We start from the raw sequence: 14682 nt of genomic DNA, 5'->3' as shown, positions 1-14682 counted from the left end.
GTCAGTCCTTCCTCTTTGCGGGCACGCCGATGACCGTCGAGTGGTCGGCAACGTCACCTACTACACATGCCGCCGCGCCAACGGTGACATTGTTACCGATCCTTAGTCGATTCCCAGGCGCGCCATTCCGAACGATCGCCCCTGACCCCAGCCATACGTCATTTCCAATGTCGACGTGGCCGCCGATCGTGACATTTGGCGCAACAAACGAATTAGCCCCAATAGCAACATCGTGAGATATTACGCTACCAAAGTTGACTATGACATTGTCTGAGATCACCGCGCCGGACGAAATTACCGTGTTTCCGAAGATTTGAGCGGCTCCCCCGATGGAAGCGCGGGGCGAGATCAACGCACGAGAACTCACGAAGGAGTCTAAAACATGACCCAGGTCCCGCAATCTCCTAACGACGGCCTTGCGACCGGCAATAGCGCCAATTGCAACATACCAAGCCGCCCCCCCGAAACGCGTACGTGCATCGTCTAAGGAAATTACAGGGATGCCCTCAAGCAAAAATCCAGATTCGAAATCATCAACAAACGCTGAAACCGAAGCTCCCTCAAGCTCCAGTTGAAACTTCAGCTCACGGGCATGCCCTCCGGCGCCGTAGATAATGGCCGACGGAACACTCATAGTGTGTTCCGCTGGTTCGAGTGTGGCGGAGCGCTGTCAACCCATCCATCATGAACCCAGTCTGTTGCCGAAAGACCCTTGGAGTGTCGCTCTGCCGCAGCCAAGAGAAAGGCTTCAAACTCGGTAGCCGACAGGTGACTCTCGACCAACATGGATTGCTTTTCGCGAATCTCTAGCGCCTTCGCTTCGCGCCATGCCGTGTCTGTGGCTAGACGGTACGCAATCTCCGCATACTCGCCTGGGGTTTTTGCGGTGAGACCGGCGACCCCAATATAGTCGTAGATCGCGCCCATCCATTTTCCAAATGGGATCTCAGCCGGAAGCGACACAGTGGGTGTCCCTAGCGCTGCTGCCACGAAGCTGGAAGACATTCCCCCCAAAGGGTACGCATCGAGAACACAGTCTACAGAATTTAGGAGTGCGTGTGCCTCTACAGGCGTGAGGCTCGGCAGAAAGACCAGCCGCTCCGCAAGCGGTCCTAAAGCATCAACCATGCGATGACGTACCGAGTGCGCCCAAGGGCTATCCATTCTCAGGAAAACGACTATCCCCTCTTCGTCCTTCGAAAGGAGGCTTTTCAGCACCTCATCGTAAGCGGGATGGAGCTTCACTGGCGAAGTTGGACACACGTAGACTCTACTATGCGGTGGAGCATCGCGAAGTGCGGTTACTGGGCCATCGCCAGCCCTCTTTCCTTGAGAAGGCATCTCAAGCCAATACGGTGGGTGCTCCATCAATGCGACAGCATTTTTGTGGAAATTTCTATAGTCAGCAGGCTCGGCCCTGCTCCACGTGATGTAATAGTCCACGTTCTCGAAATTGTCGCACCAATTGGGTTCGATTATTGTCATTTGGATCCGCGCCAACCTTGCCATCATTGGATAAATTCCTGACGGCACCGAGGGACCTGCAACAATGATATCCAACTCCTCGCGCGCGATAACCTCTTGGATATCAAAAATAGAATCTACCGGCAACTTTACCGTGCGATCAGCCCTAGCGACCCAGTTTCGCGCTGTCTCTCCACCAGGGTGAGGATATTGAGGTTGAAGAAAAATTCTTTCGAATTTCTCTGGGTTTAACCGCTCCATGAGCCCTGAAATCATCGGCATAAAGTCAAGACAAGTGAAGCCGACTTTGATTTTCTCATTGCTGCGGATTTTGCTGTCGATGTGAGGAGCCGTCCACTTTAGGCGCGGCCACACTGCTGCGCACAAGTCATGTATCGCTAGAGCCGCGTCAGCGTACAGATGGGGGACGGCTCTCGTGTAAATTGGAACCCACGGTGTGCACCCTCCCAGATCGGCAATTGGTTCATCAAGCTCCATCGCCTCAAGCCTCATTTCATTGCAGTCTCGACAAAACGCTCTTACGAACTCCTCATCATTGATCACATGCTCAAAAACGAGCGATCGAGAGAACAATCGCTGCAGTCTCAAGCGGAAGATGGCTTTTCGATACTTTTCTCCAGTCTCCATGGACCAGCGTCCGACAATTCCTAAGAAAAACCTCTCCTGGAACTCAGCAGCGTTTGTGTATGCGGATTTGGTGATGTAATCCTCCGCTCTCTTTACCGCTACTGCGAGATCGCTCTTCGCAAGAGCACTGACTATGAAATCCGTGATCCCATTTGGATCGATCCCGGGTGCTACAGCATGCGCATTCTTCAGAAAGTATACGGCGCTAAGGGGAGTTAACTCGGCAACAATGCCCGCCGCTCTGTCACCACGAGATGCCAGAGACCTAGCGAATTGAACGAAGACGATCTCAGAGGCAGCTGCTGAATCGCCATAACCTCGCCAAAGATCCAAGTCTGATGGCCATCGATCTAAGCTGCCTTCAAAAGCTTTTATCGCTTCGTCCCATTTGCGCAATCGTGTGAACGCCAACGCCACAACAAGCGCATCGACCGGGCTCTTAGCATCATAGAAAACAGCCTCATTCAAGTAATTGACACGACGCTCGTCACTACTGCCCCTCAGCGCCAGAATTTCGCTTACGCGATACAGTATATGTAGATGTCGGCCCCTCTTAAGGTACCATTCCGACGGCGGCAGCGCGTGCTCAGCCAAACCGTTCTCCCAGAAATAGTCTGAAAGCGATTTTAAAAAGCTCAAATCAATCAGGTTACTTTGATTTAGCTCCACGAGAAACGCTTCTAGTTGCTGGACTGTTTTCTCGCGGAACTCCAGACCCACGTACCGCGCCGCCAACTGGTGACTTTTATCAATTTCTCGGAGCGCCCGGACAAAACCTTGTTCAGAAGCATCTGAAGCTTCGTGTGCGCGTTCGGCCAACAGCGATTTCATCGCATCGAGGCAGCCGGATTCTCTAGGCGCATTCAATAAGGCCTGCCACAGGTTTATATCTCTAGGCCAGCGGTCTAGGCTGTCTTTAAAAGCTCTGACTGCTTCGTTCCATTTCCGCAATCGTGTGAACGCTAACGCCACAACAAGAGCATCGACCGGGCTTTCGACTTTGCAGGCAACAGCCTCATTCAAGTAGCTGACACGACGGTCGTCGCTGCTTCCTGTCAGCGACAATATTTCGCTTACTCGATATAGTAGGTGGAGATGCCGGTGCCTTGCGACGTACAATTCAGAGGGCAGCAGTGCGTGCTCCGCGCGCCCATTCTCCCAGAAATAGTCCGAAAGCGATTTGAGAAAACTTAGATCGATCAAATCGCTTTGATTTAGTTTCTCTAGAAACGCTTCTAGTTCGTGAACAGTCTTACCGCGAAACTCCAACCCAACGTACCGCGCCGCCAACTGGTGGCTTTTATCGATTTTTTGGAGAGCCCGGACAAAACCTCGTTCGGAGGATTCTGAGTTTTCGGGAGCGAGCGCGACCAACTGTGATCTGATTGTATTGAGATACCCGGCCTCTTCAGGAGCATTCAACAATGCCCGCCACAAGTGAACGTCGCGAGGGGATATCGCGAATCCCTTTTTATAGATCTGTAGCGCCTCATCCCACCGGCCGGAATCTGAAAGTGAACGAGCGGTACTAGAGAGTCTTGCTAGTGGAGACCGTATGGGGTTGAAGTCTCTTGCCTGCCGCAGGACGCGTCTTAAAAGCTGCTTCACTTCATTCATCAATCAGCACCCTCTCGCGGCAACCAAGCAAAAAATCACGACAAATCATCCAGCCACTTAGTTCGGCATAAACAAACTGGGCAATGCTCAAGCATCAATTGGGACGCAACTCGCCGGTGGTCATTCGGCAATATCAAGCCTCTGCTTATCCGATAGTGATAATCAGTCAGTCGTATGTCCGCCACACCACACGCCTTACGTAGTCCGTGTAGCTATGAATTATTCTGAGCACCTTGTCAGAAACATTGGGCATACTGTAGTCAGCTACCAACCTTAAGGTCCGCTCGTGGCCCTGTGCCTGGGAGGCAAGGATTGCCAAGCCCTGTCTTACCCGATCGACGTTAAGTCCAACCATCATTACCGCGGCCTCCTCCATGCCTTCGGGGCGCTCATGCGCTTCCCGCAGATTGAGCGCCGGGAAATTAAGAATGGACGATTCTTCCGTTATGGTGCCGCTGTCCGAGAGCACTGCCCGAGCGGATGCTTGAAGTCTAATGTAGTCATTAAACCCCAAAGGCTTGAGAAGACGGACATTGTCATGAAAAGTTGCGCCGGCGGCCTCGATACGCTTCATTGTCCGCGGGTGTGTCGAGACAATGACCGGCTCTCCAAAGTCTTCCGCGACAGCATTCAGGACTGCTATCAGGTTGTTGAAATTACGAGGGGAATCAATATTCTCTTCGCGGTGTGCGCTCACAACGAAATAACGGCCCTCTGAAAGGTTCAGGCGCTTGAGAACGTCGGAGGCTTCAATTCGATCATGGTAATGCGACAGCACCTCATACATCGGGCTGCCAGTCTTAATCACCAAATCTGGTGGCAGCCCCTCTCGGAGCAGATACTCGCGCGCTATCGAACTGTAGGTCAAATTGACGTCGGCGGTATGATCCACAATCCGCCGGTTGGTTTCTTCAGGCACGCGTTGGTCAAAGCACCGGTTGCCAGCCTCCATGTGGAAGATTGGGATCTTTCGGCGTTTGGCGGGAATGACGGCCAAGCAAGAGTTCGTATCCCCCAGAACTAGCATTGCATCCGGCTTAACGGCGTCCAGCACACGATCGACTGCGATGATGATATTTCCGATGGTTTCGGATGCAGTTCCGGCAGCGGCCTCCAAAAAGAAATCCGGCTTGCGTACCTCCAGGTCCTCAAAGAAGACCTGGTTGAGCTCGTAATCGTAGTTCTGGCCGGTATGAACAAGAATATGCTCACAGTGCTCATTTAGCGCCGCAATTACTCGCGAGAGCCGAATAATTTCCGGGCGAGTGCCTACTACTGTTAAGACCTTCAGCTTCTTCACGACTTCACCTTGTATGCAATCGTATCTGGATTTGCGCGATCGAATATTTCGTTTGCCCAAAGCATGCAAACTAATTCGTCGTCGCCGACGTTCGTCACATTGTGGGCCCAACCTGGAACCGTCTCCACAATTGTTGCGTCACCACCCTTGGTTTCGACTTCAAAGGTCTCCCCGGTATCGACATGACGAAAGCCAAAGCGAGCGGTACCGCGAATAACTAGAAACTTCTCCGTCTTCGTATGGTGGTAGTGTTCGCCACGTGTGATGCCGGGATGCGCGGTAAAATACGATAGCTGCCCGCTGTCCTCTGTCTTGAGCATCTCGACGAACTCGCCGCGATCGTCAGAATGGACCGGAACGACATAGGAGAAGCCGGAGGGGTCGAGGTAGCTTAGATAAGTCGCATGGAGCGCCCGAAGAAGGCCGGTCCCCACCCGTTGCGTGATCAGAGAATGGCGGCCGGACTCAAACGAACGGATGTAATCGGCAACCTCCCCAACCGTCGTTTTGTAGACTGGCGCGACTTCGGGCGTGCTCTCGACTACGGAGTTGTCTTTCAATAGGCCAACAAAGGCGGAAATGACGTCATCGATATAGACCAAACTCAAGGGAGCATTCGGGTCGTTAATGGTAATGGGCAGGCCACGTGCAATATTGTAACAGAACGTCGCTACGGCCGAATTGTAGTTCGGGCGCGCCCACTTGCCGAAAACATTTGGCAGACGGAAGATATGCACTTTCGCGCCTGCCTCGTGTCCGTATGAGCGCAGAACGTCTTCAGCCTGTCGCTTGCTGTTTCCATATGGATTGTCTCGATCAGCCTGCGTCGAGGAGGTGTAGGCGATTGGAACTGGGCGCGCTTGCTTTGAAACGGCATCGCAAAGCGTGCGTGTAAACTCTAAGTTCCCGGTCGCAAATTCGGATTCATGCTTCGGTCGATTGATCCCGGCCAGGTGATAAATAAAATCGGCGCCTGCTATCAATTTCGCCAAATCGCCCGATTCCGTTTCCCGCGTGATCCGCACCAGGTCATTTCCGTGGCCGAGTTCCTGTAAGCGAAGCACGAGATTGCGCCCGATGAACCCGTCAGCGCCGGTAACGACAATTCGCATGGTGATCAATCCTCCAGCGAAGGCTTTTCGCCCTTGATAATTCGGCGCATGAAATCCAGCTTCAAAAGAAGTTCCTTTGTGCCGGCCACATCGAGGCGCTCGGTATTGTGCGAGTTGTAGTCTTCGCTCGAACTGATCTTGAGTTCGCCCTGCTCAACGAATTTCGTGTAATTGAGATCGCGACCATCCGGAGGAATACGATAGTAGCCGCCTCGGTCCTCAGCAGTAGCCATTTCCTCGCGGCTGAGAAGTGCCTCGAAGAGCTTTTCGCCGTGACGGGTTCCGATTTCCTTTATTTCGTGGTCAGGCTTTCCCATGAGGTCCGCAATGCTCGTTGCAAGGGCACCAATGGTCGACGCGGGAGCCTTCTGTACGAAAATATCTCCGTTTCGTCCGTGTTCGAAAGCATAGATTACGAGTTCAACGGCGTCGTCGATTGACATCATGAAGCGGGTCATCGACGGATCAGTAACCGTTATCGGCCGCCCCTCGAGAACTTGCCTTACAAAAAGCGGGATAACAGAGCCGCGCGAGGCCATGACATTCCCATACCGCGTTCCGCAAATGACGGTTTTGGATCCTTCAAGATTGCGAGAGGTCGCAACCATGACTTTTTCCATCATTGCCTTGGAAATGCCCATGGCATTAATTGGGTAGACTGCCTTGTCGGTCGAAAGGCAGATAACACGTTCGACCCCGAAATCGATCGCCGCTTTTAGCACGTTCTCCGTACCAAGAACGTTGGTGCGTACGGCTTCCATTGGGTGGAATTCACAAGAAGGAACCTGTTTCAAGGCCGCTGCGTGAAAGCAGAAATCCACCCCACGCATTGCGCTCTTCACGCTCGACTCATCTCTCACGTCGCCGATGTAGAATTTCAGCTTGGACTGCGCATAGCGCTTGCGCATATCGTCTTGCTTCTTTTCGTCTCGGCTAAATACACGAATTTCGCCAACATCCGTATCCAGGAAGCGACGCAAGACAGCATTTCCGAACGAGCCAGTGCCGCCGGTAATCAAGATGGTTTTGTCAGTGAACATGTTCTAAAGGACGCCGCCTACTAAGTTGCAATCGCCTTCCCAATACGTGTTTTGGGTCCAATGCTCAATACCTGAGCCCGTATCGGGCTCTTGTAGGCTTCGACTTGTTCTGGATAACCGCGCCTCAACTGACCGAGCTTCGCAGTCGCAACACGCGCGCCTCGGCGGAACGCGGATTTCGGTTTCGCCTTCACTCTTCGGCGGCGCGTCCACGAAAACAGATACGCTTTGAATACCAGCGCGGTTTCAATGATGGTCGAAGTATGCCGTGGCAACAGATTCGGCATCGCCATCCATCCGCACTCTGCCGTGTTCCAGCCAAACTATTCGAGTGCAGTTTTTTACCAACAGGTCCTTGGAGTGGCTGGCGACTATCAAGATTTTGGTTTTGTTGACGAGATCATGTAGGCGTTCATTCGCCTTTTCTTGGAAGCTTTGATCACCCGTCGCCAGCCATTCGTCCATAATCAAGATTTCTGGTTGAATAACGGTCGAAATTGCAAATGCGAGGCGAAGCTGCATGCCCGTGGAATATGTGCGGACTGGCATGTCTAGAAAATTTCCGAGCTCGGAGAAGTCTTCGATGTCTTTCTGATGCACAGCAAGATCACGTTTTTTGAATCCCAAGAGGGCTCCACGAATAGCAATGTTCTCGCGCCCAGTTGCCTCAGGATCAATGCCCAAGGAGATATTGATCAGCGATGTGCATTTGCCATTTATAAGAATGCGCCCCCCTGACGGGTGATAGACGCCACTCATCACACGTAGGAGTGTGGTTTTGCCGGATCCATTGTGGCCAACGAGGCCCAGTCTTTCGCCTTCGTTGAGGCTCAGGTTAACATTTTCAAGCCCGCGAATTATGATGTGGCCCTCAGAGTTGGAGCCGATCGTCCCCCCGGTGGCAAAACTGAACACCTGGTTCTTGAGCGATCTGCTTTTCGCATTGTAGATCGGGAAATCTACCGTGACGTCTTCAAGATGCATCGAAGTCATTTTTGCCTGCGCAGGATTGTTTTGGACGTGGATATTCATAGCCAATACGTAATTCGTGAGCGGTAGCGATTCAGAAGTAGAAGTGCAACGGTCCACCCCACGACTGCCATACCGAGAACGACGCACCAATTAATCAGCGTTCCAGCGTTGCCGAGCAACGGATCCCTTATCACACTAATCAAGTGATAGAATGGGTTCAAATTAAGCATCAACATGGATCTGGTGCCGGCTGGCAAACGGCTAGGTTCCCACATCACTGGCGTCAGATATAGACAGACTTGCATGATGTTTTGAATGATTTGCGTCAGGTCTCTATAGCGAGTGCAAAGAATTGCCAGTACAACCATCATCCAAAGAATATTGAGTGATGCAAAAAAGAAGCCAGGAACAACAAGAATTGCATAAAAATTGACAAATTTTCCAAATATCAAAATTATAATTGGGAAAATAACTAAATTGTGAGCAAGTATAATTGTATTTCTCCACCACGTTCTAAGAATGTAAGTGAAAAATGGAATTGGCAACTGCAGCATTGTGTCGCTGCTTGATATGAAAGTGGTGCAGCCTTCGTTGACCAGTTGCGAATAGTATCCCCACACGATTAAGCCAACGCAGATGAACGGCAGAAATTCCGACATCGGTGAATTGAAAATCGTACCAAAGACCAATCCGAGAGCGCCGATGAGCACCCCCATATTGATGGTGAGCCAAAACGCCCCGACCTTGGAACGGCGATATCGCTGCGCGACGTCTTGCCATCCCAAGAGCGCGGGCAGTTGAAAGTTGGCGATAGAATCCCAGACGTCCTTCCAGGCGGTAATTCTCTGCGCTGTCGCTCTGGTCATGTAGTAGCAGTCTCCGGGTCAGTCGCTTGTTTTTCGCAAGGCTCGCGGTTAGCACATTAGAATTGGACTTAATAGTGACTGTCTGTACCCTTCGGCGCATCCCGCTATTATCCGTGGTGGTTCGCGTAGGCGCTTGGCAAATGGCGTTGAGAAGCCGACATGTCCCTTGCAGACATGTTCTAGGTGCTTTCGAACTGGCAGTAACCGAACTGGAAATCAGTGCCGACTCCTTCCGACTATCGATACCCCCGAGCCTCCCGATACGATAGGCAGGAAAGCGTGGGAAACGAAAGCCAGTGCTCCAGCGAGAAGCGAAGTACATTTTTTCGGTCGTTGCAGCGTTACAAATTGATTTTAATATATAAGTTCCACTAATTCACGAATTCGAGTCTCTCAAAAGCGCCATATCAAGGTCCAGTTCGGATTTCACCGCTGTTATCATCGGCGTTCTGAAAACCTCAAGTCTAGGATTGGACGTGGCCGGTAGCAGTGTACGTCACGCCCCACTTCGTTTACTCTAGAGGGACTATCCAGAACCGGGTTGGTTATCCCATCGCGCGCTGAGACGACCGTGTCGATAACGACGCTAGGACAAACATCATCGTTCCAAGCTACCGGATGACTAGCCGGCAGGTCGACAGTCTATTGGTTCCGCAATCTGACGTGACGGGAAAGCCTTTTCAATCCTCTCATTGCTCAAATGAATCGCCGCCGTCACGCTCCCAGGCAGAAAGCCTCCCACGCCAACATCATGACGCGCCGTTGATCGATAAGGTCCGTACGATGGTAGGCGGCCTCGACTGCATTCTTGACAGTATGCGCGAGCGCACGCTCCGCAACATCGCGGGAGTACCCGTTCTCAGATGCCCAGTCTCTAAAGCTTGAGCGGAAGCCATGAGCGGTAGCGATGCGCCCTGGCGTATCGCTCATAACCTCATTGTCCCGCAGAAACTTGGTGAGTGCCATATCGCCGATCGGCGTGTTGTTTCGCGAAGGAAATACCAGCCCTTCGCCGGTTTCCGATTTCTCAAGTCGGCTTTCAAGGATCTCGATGCCCCTCCGGGTAAGCGGCACGCGGTGAATGACCTTCGCTTTCATGCGTGCCGCAGGCACCGTCCAGATCGCGTTGGAAAAGTCGATCTCGTTCCATTGCATCTGACGGAGTTCGCCCGAACGGGAGGCGGTCAGGATCAGCAACTCCAGCATGTCGCGGGTCGCGTTTGGCATTCGCGGATGAAGGATATCGGAGACGAAGCTTGGTAAATCCCGCCAGGGAAGGGCAGGCTGATGCGCGACACGGTCTCGTTTGCCTGGTTGCTTGGGCAGAAGCTTATCGACGACGCCCACAGGGCTCGCAACGATATATCCGCTGGCAGCGGCCCAGTTCATCACCGCATCGCAGCGCTGTTTGATGCGTGAGGCAGTGTCCGGCTTCAAAAGCCAGATTGGTTTAAGGCAAGCCGCAAAGTCGGCGGGACCGAGTGCGTTGACCAGTTTCTTTCCGATTCTGGGAAAGACATATTGCTCCAGCGTGTTGATCCATTGATCGATATGCTTCCGGTTACGGAAGCCCTCGGCCTTGTCAGCGTGGTGCAGTCGCGCCGCTTTCTCGAAAGTCGGGACTGCCGCCAGCCGGGCTCTCGCCCGATCCCGGTCCCTGCGAGCGTCAAGCGGATCTCTTCCGTTATCGATCACACCTCTAGCCTCAAAGGCCTTGGTTCTGGCATCTCGGATCGTGGTCGTCGGATAACTGCCAAGACCCATCTTACGACGCTTTCCGCTTGTCGGCGACACGAAACGCAGGATCCATTTTCCGCTGCCGGCCGTGCCGCTGGGGACGAGATAGAGGCCGACGATCGTCCCATCGAGAACAGGTTTGGCGTTCGGTTTTAGCTCGGGCTTTGGCATCACTGAGCATTTTTTTGCTGGCCATTGGAGGTTCGTTGAACCTTTCCTAGCCCGCCATCTGGCCCGCCACAAGAGCCGAAATTCGATGGGATGGAATGATACTGCATAAGGTTGTGGATGCCCAAGATATCGCAGAAACATCAATTAAATCAATACGAAATTTGCTTGTTTGAGATGTAATGAGATGAGCGTCGAGGCGGCCTCTCTGTCCGCCATTTGCCTTTCCGAGGATTGCGTCATTTCGGCTGTTTAGCGACAAGCTTGCGCCTAGCATCCGTGTTTCAGCCCGCATTTTCTGGTCGATTCTCTGAGCCAACTTTTCGCGAGTGCTGACGCTGTACCTCGCAAAGCAACGATGTAGGGTGGAGTGACGGCCGCCTTCAGCCGCCATAAGGAAAAAGGTCGGAACGATATCGTGCCGACCTTCCTCAATCCGCGGCGACGATGGGCTGCCAGTACCTCCGTGGTCAGCCTATCGAAGGCGAATTCCGTAAGTCGAATGTAGCGCTTTGGGAAAGGAACTCAAGCACCCCTTATGGACGATGCGGCTGTGACGTATACCAACCGTGACCGGCGATTGTTGGTACGAACGGATCATTCGCTGTGGAGGCGTTAGCGGCTGTTGTCCCCAGCCATTCGCCTGAAACCAAGAGGCCCTGCTCCAACAGCAAGGCCTCTTGTCAGTATGCGCTCGAACGCCACGCGGGCAAGCTAGCGCCCTGTTATCCGGCGGCCGTGCTGCGGGCCCGTTTCGGCAGTTTCCAGCCGGGCCGCACGAAGTGGCAGGTGTAGCCATTGGGAATGCGTTCCAGATAGTCCTGATGTTCAGGCTCCGCTTCCCAGAAGTCGCTGACCGGAACAACTTCGGTGACGACCTTTCCGGGCCACAGGCCGGAGGCATCGACGTCGGCAATGGTGTCCTCGGCGGTCGCTTGCTGAGCGTCGTCGGCGTAGAAGATCGCCGATCGGTAGCTGGCGCCGATATCGTTACCTTGCCGGTTCATTGTCGTCGGATCATGGATCTGGAAGAAGAATTCGAGGATGTCGCGGTAGCTGGTCTTCGCCGGGTCGAACAGGATCTCGATCGCCTCGGCGTGGCTTCCATGATTCCGGTAGGTCGCATTGGCGACCTCGCCACCGGTATAGCCCACGCGAGTGGATACGACGCCAGGGAGCCGCCTGATGAGGTCCTGCATGCCCCAGAAGCAACCGCCCGCCAGTACCGCACGCTCTACAGTCATTGGAAACGTCCTTTCCAGCTAAACAATGGGCACAGACATCTGAGCCCGTTTCTTGCGCCATAGATGGGGATTGACGCCCCATTTTGCCAGACCGCGTTTTGCCGTCTGCTTTTCAGGGCTAGCGGCTCAAGCTACCGCTTCATGTCGGGGCAGACATAGGGAGCCTTGGCGGCGGCATAACTCCGCTCGACGAGATCCTTCCCCGCGGAGATTTGAAGAGTGAGCCTATCAGCAGAGATCGTCTTGATCTTGGCCCATATGATTGCGCCGTCCTCATCCCATGAAATCTCGTTGGCCGACGGCTGTTTCCATGACCTGAGAGCGTAGGTTTCCCAGCAAGAGTCGATAAGGAGTTTGCCCTTCGGCAAAAAGATCATCATTGGGCCTGGCAGACCGGATTGCGATTTGGTCTCCGTCCAAGGCGTACCAATCAGCGGGGACGCTGCAGACTTCTCGGCAGCAAGGGTCGGCGTTTGCACGGGATGGCGGGTCCTCGAACGGCCAGGAAATCTGCGCAGCCGATTGGGTCCTGCGGTTCAAACACTGCAACACCGGGTAGCAAGTCGGATCGGGTGTCGAGCCGTCCTCCGCCGTAAAATATGTCCCAGGGATCTGCGCGGAAGACTCGCGCTTAGCGCCTACACAAATACCGCCTGATCGACGCGATCCTCCGTACCGAAGAACTTCAGATAGCGTTGAACCTCCGCCGGGTCGCCGGTTGCCTTCTGCGGATTGTCCGATAGCTTCACGGCCGGGCGGCCGTTGGCGTCAATGACCTTGCAGACGATGGAGATGGGATTGAGCCCGGAGATCTCGGTCGGCGCGCAGCCGGCGAAGTCGTTGGTGAGGTTGGTGCCCCAGCCGAAACTCATCCGCACCTTGCCTTCGAAGTGCTTGTAGGTGTGGATGATCGCGTCGACATCGAGGCCATCCGAGAAAATAAGCAGCTTCTGGCGCGGATCGCGGCCCATCTTCTTCCACCATTCGATGATCTTCTCGCCGCCTTCGACGGGCGGTGCGCTGTCAGGTCGGAAGCCCGTCCAATCGGCGACCCATTCGGGCGCGTCGCGCAGGAACGCTGCCGTTCCGAACGCATCCGGCAACACGATCAGCAGGTTGCCGCCATAGAGCTTGTTCCAGTCCCGCAGCACCTTGTAGGGCGCGTTGTGCAATTCCTTGTCGGTCTGGGCAAGGGCCGCGGCCACCATCGGCAGCTCGTGGGCGTTCGTGCCGACGGCTTCGAGATCTGAATCCATGGCGAGCAGCACATTGCTGGTACCGGTGAAGGCAGGCCCGATGCCTTCCTTCAAGGCTTCGACGCACCAGCGCTGCCAAAGGAAGCTGTGGCGGCGGCGCGTACCGAAGTCGGAGATCCGCAGGCCAGGCAATTCGCGCAGCCGCTCCACCTTTTCCCACATCCGCGCTTTCGCGCGGGCATAAAGCACATCGAGCGTAAATGGTCCAAGCGCCTTCATGGCGGAGCGCGACCGCAGCTCGTTGATGATGGCAAGCGCCGGGATTTCCCACATGGTCGTGTCCTTCCACGATCCATGGAAGTCGAGCACGTACTGCCCGTCACGTTTCGACAGTTCGTATTCCGGCAGCTGGAAATGCGAGAGCCAGGCAAGGAATTCAGGCTCGAAAATCTGCGCGCGGCCGTAGAAGCTGTTACCAGCGAGCCAGATCGTTTCCTTCTTGGAGAGACGCAGGGTGCGGGCATGATCGAGCTGCTCGCGCAGTTCGCCCTCGTCGATCTCTTCGGCCAAAAGCACGCGCTTGGTGCGGTTTATGAGCGTGAAGGTGGCGTTGACCTCAGGGTAGAGCTTCCAGATCATCTGCAGCATCAGCAGCTTATAGAAGTCCGTGTCGATCAGGCTGCGAACAATCGGATCGAGCTTCCAGGTGTGATTGTAGACGCGCCGCGCGATATCAGTCTTGGCCATGTACTCCGCCCATTCCCAAGCCGGGTAAGGTGCGCCGACCGGCGCACGAAAACCGGCTCGTGTGCTTTTCTTATCGAAAAATCAGCCGGTAAAGTCCAGCGCAAACAGAAAAGCACCCTGCCGGCGGTCCGACAGGATGCTTGGCAGTGACCACTTTGACCCGCGCGCTCCTATTGTGCAGGAGGCTTGGGCATTGCCGGCGCCGTGTTCGAGGCCGGCGGCTGAGTTGGTGTCTCGGTCGGCACCGCATTGCCGTTCTGCAGCGAAGGCGATGGTGTCGGTGCTGATTGCTGCGACTGAATCTGCTGTCCCGGCTGTTGGGGTGCGACGTCCGCTGACTCTTTCTTGCCCCAGATTTCGACGGGGATCCATACGATGAAGGCGAGCACCAGCGCGACGATCAGGACCATGAGAATCCGGGTTCCTGTCCGGCCCTGTTTTGCCTTCACAGGTGAAATCGTCTCCTCGGCATGAAGCTTGCCGTCCGCTTCTTCCCAGCGCGTTTCCGTCTGCTGAGCCATGCTTGCCTCCTTCCGATGTCGCGCAAGCCGTCATCGGCTCGCCACCTCAC

General features: G+C 54.3%; 12 protein-coding genes. All 12 read right to left on the bottom strand.

Features of this window, described 5'->3' with window-relative positions; translation table 11 throughout:
- Position 1: 1 nt before the first annotated feature.
- The 12 genes from FHT77_RS06600 to FHT77_RS06545 all read right to left on the bottom strand — a co-directional run bounded on the left by FHT77_RS06600 (position 2) and on the right by FHT77_RS06545 (position 14632).
- Entirely contained in the window at positions 2-634 is a 633-nt protein-coding gene (locus FHT77_RS06600) for a hypothetical protein (protein ID WP_183753567.1), read from the bottom strand.
- Positions 631-3729, bottom strand: coding sequence for a hypothetical protein (locus tag FHT77_RS06595; RefSeq protein WP_183753565.1), 3099 nt, complete (start codon positions 3727-3729; stop codon positions 631-633). The genes FHT77_RS06600 and FHT77_RS06595 overlap by 4 nt, the downstream gene beginning before the upstream one ends.
- 166 nt (positions 3730-3895) lie before the next feature.
- Positions 3896-5029, bottom strand: a complete 1134-nt coding sequence (wecB, locus tag FHT77_RS06590) for a non-hydrolyzing UDP-N-acetylglucosamine 2-epimerase (RefSeq protein ID WP_183753563.1) — start codon at positions 5027-5029, stop codon at positions 3896-3898.
- On the bottom strand, positions 5026-6141 hold the full coding sequence (gene wbjC / locus FHT77_RS06585; RefSeq protein ID WP_183753909.1) for a UDP-2-acetamido-2,6-beta-L-arabino-hexul-4-ose reductase: 1116 nt from the start codon (positions 6139-6141) through the stop codon (positions 5026-5028). Before wbjC ends, wecB begins: the two co-directional genes overlap by 4 nt.
- A gap of 5 nt (positions 6142-6146) precedes the next feature.
- Complete coding sequence (locus tag FHT77_RS06580; RefSeq protein WP_183753561.1) at positions 6147-7181, bottom strand: polysaccharide biosynthesis protein; 1035 nt, start codon at positions 7179-7181, stop codon at positions 6147-6149.
- A 246-nt stretch (positions 7182-7427) separates the two neighbouring features.
- Entirely contained in the window at positions 7428-8213 is a 786-nt protein-coding gene (locus FHT77_RS06575) for an ABC transporter ATP-binding protein (protein WP_409527435.1), read from the bottom strand.
- Positions 8210-9019, bottom strand: coding sequence for an ABC transporter permease (locus tag FHT77_RS06570; RefSeq protein ID WP_183753559.1), 810 nt, complete (start codon positions 9017-9019; stop codon positions 8210-8212). The genes FHT77_RS06575 and FHT77_RS06570 overlap by 4 nt, the downstream gene beginning before the upstream one ends.
- A 714-nt stretch (positions 9020-9733) precedes the next feature.
- Positions 9734-10927, bottom strand: a complete 1194-nt coding sequence (locus FHT77_RS06565; protein WP_246719670.1) for a tyrosine-type recombinase/integrase — start codon at positions 10925-10927, stop codon at positions 9734-9736.
- Between the two features lie 722 nt (positions 10928-11649).
- Positions 11650-12168, bottom strand: coding sequence for a peptide-methionine (S)-S-oxide reductase MsrA (gene msrA, locus FHT77_RS06560; protein WP_183753557.1), 519 nt, complete (start codon positions 12166-12168; stop codon positions 11650-11652).
- A 131-nt stretch (positions 12169-12299) separates the two neighbouring features.
- Complete coding sequence (locus FHT77_RS06555; RefSeq protein ID WP_312859730.1) at positions 12300-12647, bottom strand: hypothetical protein; 348 nt, start codon at positions 12645-12647, stop codon at positions 12300-12302.
- A gap of 159 nt (positions 12648-12806) precedes the next feature.
- Entirely contained in the window at positions 12807-14111 is a 1305-nt protein-coding gene (gene pncB, locus FHT77_RS06550) for a nicotinate phosphoribosyltransferase (RefSeq protein WP_114710731.1), read from the bottom strand.
- 170 nt (positions 14112-14281) lie between these two features.
- On the bottom strand, positions 14282-14632 hold the full coding sequence (locus tag FHT77_RS06545) for a hypothetical protein (RefSeq protein ID WP_183753555.1): 351 nt from the start codon (positions 14630-14632) through the stop codon (positions 14282-14284).
- Positions 14633-14682: the final 50 nt, after the last annotated feature.

This window comes from Rhizobium sp. BK181 (genome assembly GCF_014193305.1).
Taxonomy (GTDB): domain Bacteria; phylum Pseudomonadota; class Alphaproteobacteria; order Rhizobiales; family Rhizobiaceae; genus Rhizobium.
Note: the sequence above shows the minus strand (reverse complement) of the source record. Positions and strands in the feature narration are given on the sequence as shown.

Bases quoted from the DNA above. Each gene is read 5' to 3' on its own strand.
- FHT77_RS06600 (WP_183753567.1), bottom strand. From the start codon at position 634: ATGAGTGTTCCGTCGGCCATTATCTACGGCGCCGGAGGGCATGCCCGT.
- FHT77_RS06595 (WP_183753565.1), bottom strand. From the start codon at position 3,729: ATGAATGAAGTGAAGCAGCTTTTAAGACGCGTCCTGCGGCAGGCAAGA.
- wbjC (WP_183753909.1), bottom strand. From the start codon at position 6,141: ATGCGAATTGTCGTTACCGGCGCTGACGGGTTCATCGGGCGCAATCTC.
- FHT77_RS06580 (WP_183753561.1), bottom strand. From the start codon at position 7,181: ATGTTCACTGACAAAACCATCTTGATTACCGGCGGCACTGGCTCGTTC.
- FHT77_RS06575 (WP_409527435.1), bottom strand. From the start codon at position 8,213: ATGAATATCCACGTCCAAAACAATCCTGCGCAGGCAAAAATGACTTCG.
- FHT77_RS06570 (WP_183753559.1), bottom strand. From the start codon at position 9,019: ATGACCAGAGCGACAGCGCAGAGAATTACCGCCTGGAAGGACGTCTGG.
- FHT77_RS06565 (WP_246719670.1), bottom strand. From the start codon at position 10,927: ATGCCAAAGCCCGAGCTAAAACCGAACGCCAAACCTGTTCTCGATGGG.
- msrA (WP_183753557.1), bottom strand. From the start codon at position 12,168: ATGACTGTAGAGCGTGCGGTACTGGCGGGCGGTTGCTTCTGGGGCATG.
- pncB (WP_114710731.1), bottom strand. From the start codon at position 14,111: ATGGCCAAGACTGATATCGCGCGGCGCGTCTACAATCACACCTGGAAG.
- FHT77_RS06545 (WP_183753555.1), bottom strand. From the start codon at position 14,632: ATGGCTCAGCAGACGGAAACGCGCTGGGAAGAAGCGGACGGCAAGCTT.